10 protein-coding genes are annotated in these 11,813 nt (G+C 42.2%); 1 reads left to right on the top strand and 9 read right to left on the bottom strand.

The window, feature by feature from the left end:
* Positions 1-6 precede the first annotated feature (6 nt).
* Both LCD34_RS12070 and LCD34_RS12065 read right to left on the bottom strand, forming a co-directional pair.
* On the bottom strand, positions 7-954 hold the full coding sequence (locus LCD34_RS12070) for an L-lactate dehydrogenase (protein ID WP_224559163.1): 948 nt from the start codon (positions 952-954) through the stop codon (positions 7-9).
* A gap of 217 nt (positions 955-1,171) precedes the next feature.
* Positions 1,172-2,602 (bottom strand): YfcC family protein, encoded by a 1,431-nt coding sequence (locus tag LCD34_RS12065; protein ID WP_007498311.1) that lies wholly within the window; start codon positions 2,600-2,602, stop codon positions 1,172-1,174.
* Between the two features lie 153 nt (positions 2,603-2,755).
* Here LCD34_RS12065 and LCD34_RS12060 point away from each other — a divergent pair, with 153 nt between their 5' ends.
* On the top strand, positions 2,756-3,883 hold the full coding sequence (locus LCD34_RS12060) for a M20 peptidase aminoacylase family protein (RefSeq protein ID WP_008342120.1): 1,128 nt from the start codon (positions 2,756-2,758) through the stop codon (positions 3,881-3,883).
* 47 nt (positions 3,884-3,930) lie between these two features.
* On the opposite strand, the gene LCD34_RS12055 is transcribed toward LCD34_RS12060, so the two are convergent.
* From LCD34_RS12055 to LCD34_RS12025, 7 genes are all read right to left on the bottom strand, one after another.
* On the bottom strand, positions 3,931-4,653 hold the full coding sequence (locus LCD34_RS12055) for an SDR family NAD(P)-dependent oxidoreductase (RefSeq protein ID WP_039166374.1): 723 nt from the start codon (positions 4,651-4,653) through the stop codon (positions 3,931-3,933).
* 85 nt (positions 4,654-4,738) lie between these two features.
* Positions 4,739-5,545, bottom strand: coding sequence for an alpha/beta fold hydrolase (locus LCD34_RS12050; protein ID WP_224559153.1), 807 nt, complete (start codon positions 5,543-5,545; stop codon positions 4,739-4,741).
* Between the two features lie 108 nt (positions 5,546-5,653).
* Positions 5,654-6,535 carry a glycine betaine ABC transporter substrate-binding protein gene (locus LCD34_RS12045; protein WP_008342122.1) on the bottom strand — a complete coding sequence of 294 codons (882 nt, stop codon included), beginning with the start codon at positions 6,533-6,535 and terminating at the stop codon, positions 5,654-5,656.
* Positions 6,535-7,380 (bottom strand): glycine/proline betaine ABC transporter permease subunit OpuAB, encoded by an 846-nt coding sequence (opuAB, locus tag LCD34_RS12040; RefSeq protein WP_024718999.1) that lies wholly within the window; start codon positions 7,378-7,380, stop codon positions 6,535-6,537. Before opuAB ends, LCD34_RS12045 begins: the two co-directional genes overlap by 1 nt.
* Before the next feature lie 10 nt (positions 7,381-7,390).
* A complete protein-coding gene (gene opuAA, locus LCD34_RS12035) occupies positions 7,391-8,656 on the bottom strand; it encodes a glycine/proline betaine ABC transporter ATP-binding protein OpuAA (RefSeq protein ID WP_008342124.1) in 1,266 nt (421 codons plus the stop codon).
* A gap of 400 nt (positions 8,657-9,056) precedes the next feature.
* Positions 9,057-10,151: a toxic anion resistance protein gene (locus LCD34_RS12030; RefSeq protein ID WP_025206695.1), complete on the bottom strand. Its 1,095-nt coding sequence runs from the start codon at positions 10,149-10,151 to the stop codon at positions 9,057-9,059.
* A 14-nt stretch (positions 10,152-10,165) separates the two neighbouring features.
* Positions 10,166-11,782, bottom strand: coding sequence for a YceG family protein (locus LCD34_RS12025; protein WP_096880960.1), 1,617 nt, complete (start codon positions 11,780-11,782; stop codon positions 10,166-10,168).
* Positions 11,783-11,813: the final 31 nt, after the last annotated feature.

Genomic DNA, 11,813 nt, shown 5'->3' with positions numbered 1-11,813 from the left:
GATTGATTAAAAATGAGGAGCTAAAATTTCTTTTAACACATTCACACTATGTGCGAATTTTTCTTTTTCTGTGTCGTTCAGTGCGAGCTCCATCACTTCTGTTGCACCATTTCGGTTCACGAGGGCAGGTACACCAATGTAGACATCTTCTGCTCCGTATTCCCCATCTAAATAAGTGCTGACAGTCAAAATGCTGTTTTCATTGTGTAAAATGGCTCTAGTAATACGGGCTAAACTCATCGCTACGCCGTAATAAGTCGCTCCTTTTTTCTCAATGATTTGGTAAGCGGCATGACGGACATTTTCCATGATGTCGTCTAAATCTTCTTGTTTGTATTGGTCATTTCTCTTCATTAATTCTGTGATCGGTACACTTCCGATATTCGCATGGCTCCAAACAGCAAGCTCTGTATCCCCATGCTCTCCAATGATGTACGCATGCACATTGTGCGCCGCTGCTTCAAAGTACTCACTAAGCATGTATCTGAATCTTGCCGTATCAAGCGTTGTTCCACTGCCAATCACTCGTTCTTTTGGTAGTCCGCTGAATTTCCAAGTCGCATAAGTCAAAATATCAACTGGGTTCGTAGCAACTAAGAAAATACCATCGAATCCGCTTTTCATCACATTGTGTACAATGCCTTTAAATATATTTAAATTTTTCTCAACAAGATCAAGTCTCGTTTCACCTGGCTTTTGGTTTGCACCAGCGCAGATACATACAATATCAGCATCCTGACAATCCTCATAATCTCCATACCAAGTATTCACAGGATGCGGGGCGAATGCTTTCCCGTGGTTTAAATCCATGACGTCACCCATTGCTTTATCTTGATTCAAATCGATGACTACCAATTCATCTGTGATTGCTTGATTTATTAATGTAAAGGCATAACTGCTGCCGACAAAACCTGCTCCAATAAGTGCTACTTTGTTTACTTTTTCGTTTGTCATTTATCTCATCCTCCTGAGTAAAACTAGGTTGTTTTTCTTATGTGAAGTATTTCACATTCTTATTGTGCAACACTTCACAAACTTTTGCAAGGGGATTGCTCAAAAAAATAATGTTGCCATTTTGTGAACACTCATATTGTGGTTTTAAACCGCTGTCCCCATACATGTTCTCATAAGAAAAAAGCCACCAAACACTCTTTGGTGGCTTCTCTCTTGTTTAATAAGGTCCCCAATTGATCATGACACCGATACAAATAAAGACAAGGCCGATGACGAACCAAATGAGCGCAAGCGGCACCATAAAACGCAGCCATTTCACGTATGGAATCCCACTTGCAGCCAAGACAGCCATCAACACACCTGAAGTCGGATTCACGCAGTTGACCACCCCTTCACCGAGCATCACTGCTTCTACCGCTACTTGTCTCGTGATACCCATTAAATCAGCAAGCGGCGCAAGAATCGGTATAAAGACAACCGCTTCTCCTGATCCTGATGAAATCAAAAAGTGAAGGAGCGCACTGGCGATATACATGCCGATCGCACCAGCGATTGGACTAAACCCTGTCAGCATACTCGCAAGCCCATTCACCACAGTATCAAGCAGCTTGCCGTTTTCCAAAATGACTGAAATGCAGCGTGCCATGCCAACAATGAGTGCGCCGTATACAAGGCTTTGACAGCCGACAATAAACGTTTTTGCAATATCATTGGCAGCTAATCCCCCAAGCAGTCCAGCAGCAATGGCCATGAAAATAAACACACCAGCCATTTCCTTATCGGTCCAGCCAAGCTGAAGCGCACCATACAAAAAACCCCCAAGCGACAAACCACACACCGCTAAAATCAGCTTATGTCTGCCGGTGAATTCAGGCTTGTCCACAGATTCCGCATCAGCTCCTCCTAGCCCTTTAGCTGGAAACCACTCGTCACCAAGCAGGCTTCCCTTTTCTTTATTTTTCAAGCGTTTTGTATATAAATAGATGTACACAATACTAGATAGAAGAAAACAAAGATAAATGATGACACGCAGACCAATACCAGAAAAAATCGGCAGTTCTGCAATCGTTTGTGATAAGCCTAATGGAGATGGAGACAAAATGGTTGCGTTAAAACCTGCATAACAGCCGATGTAAATAACCGCCGCTCCCGCCACTGCATCCCACTTTAAAGAACGTGCCACAATGATTCCAATAGGAATAAAGCCAATGACCGAGTTCACCACAATTCCGGTCGTCCCAAGTACAGAAAACAATCCGCCAACAATACAAATAAACAATAGCTGTTTCGTTTGGAACCGGCTGATGACATTGTGAATCATCCCGTTAATGGCACCTGTCTTTTCCAAAATTGCAATGGTTCCGCCAGTAAAAAGAATCAGAAAAATAATAGAGGATGAACCAACCATCCCTTCTTGAATCGCTGTAAAAAAACCAACCGGACTAACTGGTGATTGATCAATACGGTGATAACTGCCAGGAACAGCTGTTGTGATCTCTCCTGACGTTTTCCGATCAAATTCACCGGCTGGTACAAAATACGTTGCGATCGTACAAATTAAAGCAATCATAAATAAGAGTACATACGCATCCGGCATCTGAAGTTTTCTTTTTTGTTTCTCAGGTGCTGATACTGTCGCTGTTTTCATCTGTCAAAACCCCTTTGTCCCGATCGGAATTTCACTTAATTTTCTGAATAATCAAATGATGTGTTATATTATAAACACTGATGATATTTAAGATCAATATTATTTCACTAAAAGAATGTTTTGGCAGATTATCTGTCAGCAAGGAGGCTTCTCATGACAACTTTGACAAACGAGATGAAACAAACCGTGACAGACATCTTTGAACATCTGCACGCCCATCCAGAAATCAGTTGGGAAGAGACAAATACGACGGCTTATATTGAAGATCTATTAAAGAAAGCAGGCTGTAAAACGAGAACATTTGAAGACTGTACAGGGGTAATCGGTGAAATTGGGGAAGGCGCACCAGTGGTTGCTGTGAGAGCCGATATTGACGCCCTCTGGCAGGAAGTAGATGGCGTTTTCCAAGCCAACCATTCATGCGGACACGATGCACACATGACGATGGCACTTGGGACATTCATGGCATTGAAAGAAAAAGAACTCCCAAGTGGCACGATCCGATTCATTTTTCAGCCTGCCGAAGAAAGAGGCGGCGGCGCTTTAAAGATGATCGAAAAAGGTGTGTTAGCAGATGTCGATTATTTATACGGGGTGCATGTGCGCCCAATTCAAGAAACCTTAAACGGACGATGCGCTCCTGCCATTTTGCACGGATCAAGTAATCATTACGTCGGGACCATTCTAGGGGAGGAAGCTCACGGTGCACGCCCGCATCTTGGGGTCAACGTCATTGAAGTTGCATCTACGCTTGTGCAGAGACTGGCACATATCCATGTCGATCCACGAGTCGCCCATTCTGTGAAAATGACCAATTTAAATGCAGGAGGCGGCAGCTCCAATATCATACCTGGCAAGGCCTCTTTTACACTCGACGTTCGGGCACAGACAAATGAAGTGATGGATGAATTAGAAAAGGAAATTGAAAGAGCATGCCATTCTGTAGCAGATGCTTTTGGCGCCTCTATCACACTTTCAACTGATCATCGTCTTCCAGCTGCGACATTAAATGAAGAAGCTGTGGAGATCATGTCACATGCCATAGAGCAAGTGCTAGGCAAAGAACAGCTCGATCCACCGATCGTGACGACAGGCGGAGAGGACTTTCATTTTTATGCAGCAAAGGTTCCTCATATTAAATCGACGATGCTCGGTTTAGGCTGTGATTTAAAACCTGGGCTTCATCACCCTTATATGACATTCGATCGCTCTGCGATTTTTACCGGCATTGAGATTTTGACGGAAGCTGTATACGAAACACTTCAGCAGCATTCATCGTAAAATAAAAAAACCACCCGTCTTTCCTGAAGCGGGTGGTCTCCTTTATTTTACGCATTCACATCTGTCATCGCCGGGACATTGATTTCTTTCACACAGGACACCCTGGATAGATGAATAACACATCTCGCCAGCTCGACAATATCTTGTACAGGTATTCTCGTTTCATCATACAGAGCAATGGCTTTTTCAGCGCCATCTTCGTACGGAACTTCTGCTGCCAGCTCCCCTGGATTGATACAGGTAACGGATATTTTATCTTTCCTTACGTGCTCTCTTAGTGCGTTCACAATACCACGAAGCCCAAATTTAGAAGCAACAAAAGAAACCTGAGACAAATTCGTATGGTCAAGTCCCGCAGTAGAACCAATGACGATGATCTTTCCATTCTCAGATGTCCTTACGTGCGGAAGCAGAGCTTGGATGTAGGTAATCGTTGAGGTAACGTTCACATTGATTAAATGAGCGATATCCTCCGGTTGATCAAGATCGAAAGAATAATCATCTTCAAAGCCGCGTTTCTCCCATAAACCTACGTTATAAATAAGTACATCAATTGTCTGATTCTTCAATGCTTCGAGCATAAAAGGGATATGGGTTTGGCTTGATAAATCGATCTTCAGCCAAATTCTACGCACCCCATCGTCTATGTTCAAACTGCTTGGTTCACTTCGTGACACAATCCATACTGTATCTCCACTTGAAGGAAGACCTTTTACAAAGGCATCCCCTAATCCTTGACTCGCACCAAATATGATATAGTTTTTACTCATGCTTCCTCCTTCATGGCTCACTTACGAGCTTCCATCCATACACCCATTCATCTGTAAGCGTTTTATACCTATATCATACAGTGTCTTATACATGCCTGCCCCTTTTATGCTCATCTTCACTTTCTAAATGGCCTAGCTTCCTTATTTCCTTTAATTCCGCTGGTAACGCACGCTCTTCTATAAAGCTTTTGATCATGTCGACAAAAAGTTCTTTCTTTTCAAAAGTAAACGTATGTCCAATGTCAGGAACGATGAACCCGGCTGCATTCGGGTGTGCATTCGTGATTTTTTCTGCTGACCTAGTCATAATGCCCTTTTCCTTTTCTCCCACTGTCACAAGAATCCGTGCCTTCGCTTGTTGAAACGTCTCAGGGAGCTTGTAATGAAGATTTTCTTGAAACATCGTAAGCAACGTCTTCTTCTGCAATTGTTTGGAATCCGCTGCATAATGATCCAGTACATCGTTTGGAAGTCCCATCTTTTCTGCTTGCAGCTGGATGAACCAATCTTTCTTTAATAACGGATATGTAAGAGGTAAAATGGGCCTTACCATCAAATAGAGCCATGGTAATGGCAACACAAGGGCGCTATTGATGATGGCGATGTCTGCGATGTCTGGCTCTCTCGATAACACATCAACGGCTACCTGTGCACCTAGAGAGAAGCCAATTAGAATGACTGTACGACCATGTGCATGCTCCTTTATCCATGAAATGATTTCAAAAGCACTTTCTCGCATGGAAAACGACGTTTCATTTGCTCTTGTCCCGTGACCAATAAAATCAGGGGTATAGCATTCATACGTTTCCTTGAATATTTCCATATGCTCCTGCCACATCCAGCTGCTTACGCCTCCACCGTGCAGGAAAATCATCATTGGTTTTTCCACCATCGACAACTCATCCACCATCCTTATATATAAGAAAAAGCAGTCGCTTTTTGAGCAGACTGCTTTTTCCATATGCTCCCTTCTATTATAAGGGAACTGTTATACAATTGGCTATTTTTTCAAATCTTCGATCGAGTTGACGTTTTTCATATAAGTCGGAACAACGAGACCCATGCGAAGACCCTTCATACTTGTACCGAGGTCATCATATTTTCCTTTAAACTTCGCTGCATACGTTTTATGCGTATTTGGAAGCCATGCAGATAATGATGCATCAGCACTTCCGGTTGCAATTGCTGTCCACATTGGGCCCGCTTCAACCTGAGTCAAGGTCACTTTAAAGCCAAGTTCACGCAATACCTCTGCGGCCACATTGGTACTTGCAATCTCACTATCCCACGCAACGTAGGCAAGATTGATTTTGTCACCGTTTGACTTTTTCACGCCTTTTGTCCATTTCGCTACTTGATCTTTATGCTTTTTCACATATTTAACAGCAGCATCCTTTGGTTTGACGCCATCCTGAATATCAAGCATCACTTCACCCATGTCATCTTGAGACCATTTAAACTGACTGAGCATTTTGGCTGCTTCCGGCTGATCCTTCGCAAATCCTTTACGAGAAATGGTGTGAATTTCTTCTTCGTCACCATATGATTTTTTCGGATCATCTAAATATTTCAAATCGTAGCGGGAAAACATCCAGTGAGGATTCCAGCCAGTGATGATAATCGGTTTTTTACGGTCATACGATTTCTTCAATGTCGCTGTCATCGCTGCACTTGAGGCAGATACAACCGTCCAATCCTCTAAACCGTAATCCTTTTTCGCTTGATCGGTTAAGGCCATAATACCTGAACCCGGATCAATCCCGATAATCGTTTTATTGACCTGCTGTGCTGCACTTGCATTTGAATCTGATTGTGCACCACAAGCGGCTAGTAAAAAGACAAGCAGGGCGGTCATCCCAATGTAGAGAGACTTTTTCCACATTAAGCATTCCCCCTGGTTTTTTTCGTTTTAATGTTTTGTGTAATACGATCTAGTGTGATCGCTACGATAACAATGGCAATACCAGCTTCAAAACCAATCCCTGTTTTCAGCTGCGTTACTGCACTATATACTTCCGAACCAAGTCCTGGTGCACCAACCATTGCCGCAATGACGACCATGGATAGAGCAAGCATGATACTTTGGTTAATCCCAGCTAAGATGGTTTTTGTAGCAAGTGGAAGCTGAACTTTGAACAAACGCTGGAATGTCGTTGAACCAAAAGCTTCTGTTGCTTCAATTAAATCAGATGGTACTTGTTTAATCCCAAGAATGGTCATACGAATCGTTGGCGGCATAGAGAAAATAACCGATGCCACAACCCCAGGAACAACTCCAATATTAAAGAAGAAGATCGCTGGTAAAAGGTATACGAATGCAGGCATTGTCTGCATTAAGTCTAAAATAGGTGTGACAATTTTACGCACCGTTTCCTTCTGTGATGCCCAAATACCGATCGGAACCCCGATCACGATAGAAATGACCACAGCTGTCAGAACGAGCGCAAGTGTTTGCAGCATTGGCTGCCAGTAGCCTAAATAGTCGATCAGTAAGAATCCAATAAGTGTGAAAAGAGCAACTCCTCTTGTACTGATCCACCAAGCAATGCCGGCAAAGATAAGCGTTAAAATAATGGATGGAATGACGCCAAGTGCAGCTACAATACCATTTACTGTTCCAGCTAATCCATTTGTAATGCCATCAAAGAAACCACCAAAGGTTAATGTTAACCAGTCAACAAATTGATCGATATAATCCGCGAACGGAATTCTAGGTAAATCACTCATACTAAACATCTTATTCTACCTCCTGTGCAGAAGGCTCTTGTGCTTTAATTTCCTCTAGCTCGTTAGAAGACATGTTGATATATTCATCATTACCTGATAATGCACCAATCAATGCACCTCTGACCACAATACCCTTCATTCTGTTTTTCTCATCTACAACGGCAATTGGAATGTTCGCATCAGACACCGCGTCAAAGATCTCTGTTAAATACGTTGATTCCAATACTGTCGTAAATTCTTTATCAAGAACAGTTTCTAGCGACGCACCCGTTTCTGCCGCTTTTTTCGCTGCTTGTGCAGAAATAACACCTAATAAATGCTTTTTCTTATCTACTGCATAGATAGACGAAATACCAAGGTTCTTCATGAGCGTGAGCGCAACACGTGCCCCTTTATCAAGCTGAACTGTTTCTGCACGTTTCATAATGTGACCAGCGGTTAATACTTTAGAAAGGTCTACATCTTCAACGAAACGTTCAACATACTCGTTCGATGGGTTCATCAGAATTTCTTCTGGTGTTCCGATTTGAACGATATTCCCGTCTTTCATGAGGACAATGCGGTCGCCAATACGAAGCGCTTCATCTAAATCATGCGTGATGAAAATAATTGTTTTTCCTACAGACGTATGAAGCTCAAGCAATTCATCCTGCATGTCTTTACGAATTAATGGATCTAGTGCGCTGAATGCTTCATCCATTAACAAAATATCAGGGTCATTAGCTAGTGCACGTGCCAATCCAACACGCTGCTGCATACCGCCACTTAATTGATTTGGGTACTGCTCTTCAAAACCTTCAAGTCCAACAAGCTTTAAAGATTCAAGCGCTTTAGAGCGGCGCTGTTCTTTTTCTACACCTTGCAATTCAAGCCCGTATTCTGTATTCTCCAGAATGGTACGATGCGGGAACAATGCGAAGTTTTGGAAGACCATGCTGATCTTTTTCCGTCTAACTTCACGCAATTGATCCTTTGACATATTTGTTATCATATCCCCATCAATATAAATTTCGCCGGAGGTTGGTTCGATTAACCTATTTAGCAGCCGCACAAGTGTGGACTTTCCGCTCCCTGATAGCCCCATGATGACAAATATCTCGCCGTCATAAACATCAAAATTTGCTCGATTGACACCAACTGTTGCGCCGGTCTCTTTTAGGATTTCTCTTTTTGTCTTCCCTTTTTCAAGCATTTGAGATGCTTTTTTAGCATTTTTACCGAAAATTTTAGATACATTATTTATCTTGATTTTGATCTTTCTCTCTTCAGAATTCATTTTTTCCCTCCAAATTAGCATCTTTATAACCGTAACATAAGCGTTATGATGCGAACAATCTTTAGAATTCGCTTATTTCCGTACAATATGTATGAATTCCATATAGAGGTCTGGTGATTACAGTTTATACGCCGTATTACTCGTAAATCCTATAGAATGCTTCATAAACTACATATTTTACGGGGTATTTTCTCTCACCAGACAATATTTTACTGGAAATTCCTTATTGTGCTAAAAAATAAGTCGAATCCTTGTGATAGCGGACTTTTTCTTTCATGGGTGAACCATGCCCCTGAACAGGATTTACCCGAAAAAGGTCACATAAAAACCTTTTTTCTCAAATTTTAATCAAATTCATGAAAAAACTGCCTGCAACTTTCGTTACAGACAGCCTGTTTTTTTAGGACTCTAGGGCAGCTTTCTTAATATTATCTTGAAGCTCAAGCATACGTTTTGTTCCGTCCTCACGTAATCGTTTGTTTTCTTCTTCAATCTGCTTCGTCTCTTTCATCCCTTGTACAATCGTATTAAAGGATGATTCGATCGTTTCAATGTCGATGCTTGGACGACCTGATAATTTAGCAATCTCAACACTTTGACTTGAGATATTTTCAGCATTTCGTTTCAGCATTTCATTCGTTCTTCTGTCCAGTTCACTCATGGAATCAGCCACAAGCTTTTGTCTCTTCACTGTCACCGCTTGAATAATTCCATTTTTGAAAATTGGAATCGTAATGATGAAGGCAGAGTTAATTTTCCCGATTAATTTCGTATTACCACGCTGTAGCAAACGGATTTGCGGTGCCGTTTGAAGTGCCACCATCCGTGCCATATCAAGATCATATACACGCTCTTCAAGCGCTTGAATCCCATTACGAAGCGTATCCAACTCCATTTGTGCCAGCTGGTTTCCCCCCGCCGCTTTTTCTTCATAAGAAGGAACCAATTGTTTTAATTCTTCGATCTTCATTTGCCCTGCGACGACATACTTTTCAAGCTCCATATAGTATTGAATGTTATGCTCATACATTTCTTCAAGCGTAACCGTCGATTTGGTCATTTCATCTTTGTATTTACTAATTTCCACATTGATTTTTTCAATTTCTGCACCGAGCGTTTGATATTTGCTGAAAATCTTCTCGATCATGCTGCCACCGCGTTTAAAGATTTTTGATAACAAACCGCCCTTTGGCTCGTCAAAATCATTTTTATCAAAACGATCCATAATTTTTCCAAGCTGTGTAAGCATCGTTCCTGAGTCTGTGACACTTGTTGAACGCATCATAGAGAGAATACGGTCAGAAAACTTAGAGATTTCGACAGCCGGCTGTTTCCCGTATTCAAGCAGTTCAAGCTGATTTTTGGCATCAATCTGTCTCGCAATGTTTTGGACTTCTGGTTCATTGCGCAGCTGAACGCGAATATCGTCTGCCTTTTCAATCGTGATTTCCTCTTTATCAATTGAAATGATGTCATTTCCGTTTGTATTTGTCATAAGCTTTGATCTCCTTATCGGTTTTTAATGGATTGAAATAACTTTCTCACAATGGACGGCTCTTTAAACTCTTGGTTCATGACCATTTCATCAAGCCAATGTGTATCAAATAATTGATCGTCTATATACCGCTCTATACACTGATAGCCGGCGGGATGATACACGAAGAGATCCACACCCATTTCATTTAGGAAAATCAGGGCAGCCGCATCAGAACGAGTCAGCTCACCATTATATTCCGTATGGTATAAAATCACTTTCGGCACAGTTTGGGCATAATCAAAGGTTTGAATGAGTTCAATTACATCTTGGTTCATATGCAAAAGCTGCTTGAATAAATAAATACGCACATCTAATTCGGTCTCATGGCCTTCTTTTAACAGCTTCGGATGCTGACATATGCGAGAAATGGCCTCTGCGATCGCACGCTGCGTGCCCTCATACAAATGCGAGAACTGCCACACATTGCTTTTCATTAACAAATCAGGGTCAACCTCTCCTGCTTTAGAAAGTGCATGCTGATAATGAAATTGATAATTCGAAGACACTTCTTGTGTGAAAGGGAAATGACGGATCGTTTTCGTTTCTTTCCCCTCCATTAGCGTGTGGATACGGTCCCAATATTCTCGCTTGTCTCTCGTCACCCCCATCATCTTCGCAAAAAGATTCGGAATCTGTATGGTGTCACGGTCTGCTTTGAAATTCGGGCGGATAAACGACCGTTCCTTTGCAATTAAAAACAGCTCATCATACGTTGTCTTTAGCGTAATGGAATGAGGAGTATGATCTCTGAATTGCCATGGCTTATACAGCATGGAATCTTCTGTGTGAAGTACCTCTTCAAGCTCTCTTGTCGAACGGTACGCCACCGTTGATTTCCTCTCAGGCTTTTCAGTAGGGAACGGTTCAAGCTTTGACGTCCCTGGATACTGATCAATAAAAGTCAGCTTTTCTTCTGGATCTAATTCACGAAATTGATCCTTGCCTTCTGGATGAAACAGCACCACATCACAGCCAATCAGCATGACATAGTAAAGAAAATAAAGCTGACTTTTATTCGCCTCTCCATACCAAATGACAGCTGGCATTTTTTCTTCCATATTGCCTTCCTTCAGCCATGGTCCTAGATGATTATTTGAAAACTTCACCACATCTAGCAGCACACGGCGGAAATCAGGATGCTGGAATCCCCCTTCATGCAGCTGCTTGAAATGTTCAAACACCTGGATTAACGAAAGGCGAATATGCCGGTTCATCACTGGGTTTGGATGACGGACAATGAGCTGTTCACCGTCTAAGAAAGCCACAAATCGATTCACGGACAATCCCTTTTCTTCCTGATTGATCATATGAATCCGCTGGAGCGCTTGAAAGTGCTCCGGCTCAATATGCCGGTTGAGGGTTTCACTTAAAATATGCATGCCGTCAGTTTCGTATAATTCATGTAAATAAATAAAATAATCGGTTGCATCATGCGGAGTTCCAAGGACACGGGCGGCGAGACGCGGCAAGGATAAGGTGTGCTCGTCCTTGACGTAGCCGTCTCGTTCAGGGAGCGGCTTTTTCAGCAGGTTTTTCCAGGCTTCCTGTTTCGCCCGTGTCTGGGTTACGTTGATTTCTTTATAACTCACGCCGCTCCTTCCTTTCTCCTATATTTTCTAG

This window comes from Bacillus sp. RAR_M1_44, assembly GCF_020165935.1.
Classification (GTDB): Bacteria; Bacillota; Bacilli; order Bacillales; family Bacillaceae; genus Bacillus; species Bacillus altitudinis.
This window is presented reverse-complemented; position numbering and strand designations above follow the sequence as displayed.

What these genes read in the sequence shown, in the direction of transcription:
- LCD34_RS12030 (WP_025206695.1), bottom strand. Translation starts at nt 10,151, where the DNA reads ATGACAAATACAAACGGAAATGACATCATTTCAATTGATAAAGAGGAA.
- LCD34_RS12070 (WP_224559163.1), bottom strand. Translation starts at nt 954, where the DNA reads ATGACAAACGAAAAAGTAAACAAAGTAGCACTTATTGGAGCAGGTTTT.
- LCD34_RS12045 (WP_008342122.1), bottom strand. Translation starts at nt 6,535, where the DNA reads ATGTGGAAAAAGTCTCTCTACATTGGGATGACCGCCCTGCTTGTCTTT.
- opuAA (WP_008342124.1), bottom strand. Translation starts at nt 8,656, where the DNA reads ATGAATTCTGAAGAGAGAAAGATCAAAATCAAGATAAATAATGTATCT.
- LCD34_RS12050 (WP_224559153.1), bottom strand. Translation starts at nt 5,545, where the DNA reads ATGGTGGAAAAACCAATGATGATTTTCCTGCACGGTGGAGGCGTAAGC.
- LCD34_RS12055 (WP_039166374.1), bottom strand. Translation starts at nt 4,653, where the DNA reads ATGAGTAAAAACTATATCATATTTGGTGCGAGTCAAGGATTAGGGGAT.
- opuAB (WP_024718999.1), bottom strand. Translation starts at nt 7,380, where the DNA reads ATGAGTGATTTACCTAGAATTCCGTTCGCGGATTATATCGATCAATTT.
- LCD34_RS12060 (WP_008342120.1), top strand. Translation starts at nt 2,756, where the DNA reads ATGACAACTTTGACAAACGAGATGAAACAAACCGTGACAGACATCTTT.
- LCD34_RS12065 (WP_007498311.1), bottom strand. Translation starts at nt 2,602, where the DNA reads ATGAAAACAGCGACAGTATCAGCACCTGAGAAACAAAAAAGAAAACTT.